Origin of the sequence: Pantoea sp. BAV 3049 (genome assembly GCF_009765445.1) — a bacterium.
Lineage (GTDB): Bacteria > Pseudomonadota > Gammaproteobacteria > Enterobacterales > Enterobacteriaceae > Erwinia.
Genome location: NZ_WHOY01000031.1, coordinates 645,338 through 646,241 on the forward strand (window position 1 = coordinate 645,338; position 904 = coordinate 646,241).

2 protein-coding genes are annotated in these 904 nt (G+C 46.0%); both read left to right on the top strand.

Annotated features, from left to right (window positions below):
- Positions 1-337, top strand: a 337-nt coding sequence (locus GSQ70_RS03845) for an RNase A-like domain-containing protein (protein ID WP_304623049.1), incomplete at its 5' end; no start/stop codon positions are given.
- 2 nt (positions 338-339) lie between these two features.
- Positions 340-648, top strand: a complete 309-nt coding sequence (locus GSQ70_RS03850) for a contact-dependent growth inhibition system immunity protein (RefSeq protein WP_158781314.1) — start codon at positions 340-342, stop codon at positions 646-648.
- Positions 649-904 lie beyond the last annotated feature (256 nt).

Here is a 904-nt window from a genome sequence, read left to right on the forward strand (position 1 = left end):
CCACGCAGGTAAATCAGCAGATGAATTATTTACACGGCTCGAGTCGTCCCCGAGGCTCATGCAGTCGAGCAGCTTCATCTCTGTGCAGGATGCAGAAATCCTTATTTCAAAAGTACTCAGGAACAATAAAAATCAGATTGCCATTCTGGCTAAAAATGTCCCACAAGGACAAAATCTTAAAATGATATTCGACGGCAGTTTTGCCAGAAAGACAGGTATTTCTGTCAGCAGGGGGGCCGGAGATGTTAAAGATTGTTATAAGGTCCGTGTGGTCCTGAAATTTGAATACTGGCACGGGAAACCCTATTTCGTGCTGACGTCTTTTCCGATGATATAGATATGAAGAAATTGAATACGTTCGGGCTGGACAGTCTGATAGCCATTTATTTTGGGCAGGATTACGATCTGTTTGGTAGCGGCGAGAGCGTGAGTGCCCAGATTGATGCGTGGATTGCTGATACTCCTGCCGCTTTCAGGGAGGGGATGCTCGGTGATATAGAGCAGTTCTGCCGGGAATGTGATGATGTTGATGAAGATTTTGAGGCCCGCTATGGGGATGATTTTTCGACAGAGCTGTGGGATACGACTCCGGGCGATTTTTTTGAATTGCTAAGGAAAAAAATAAAAGCTTCCCTCCCCGGGGATTGAGCAGAGGTTCTACGCCGGCATTGACTAAATTTCCCTTACCTCAGTTTCAGCCCGGCAAACAGTGCATCCAGGTCAATTAACGTGAAGTTGACCGGCCAGCAGTAACTTTATGCGCGTTCTGTCTGGCCGGAACCCTTTCCCTGGCGTTGGTGGAATCAGCTGTTTAACCTGCAGGTTATCTATTTGTTACCATGCTGATGACCCGATGTATTATATGTTGCATTAAATGAACGGTAAGTTGTGTTTAAGTCTTATG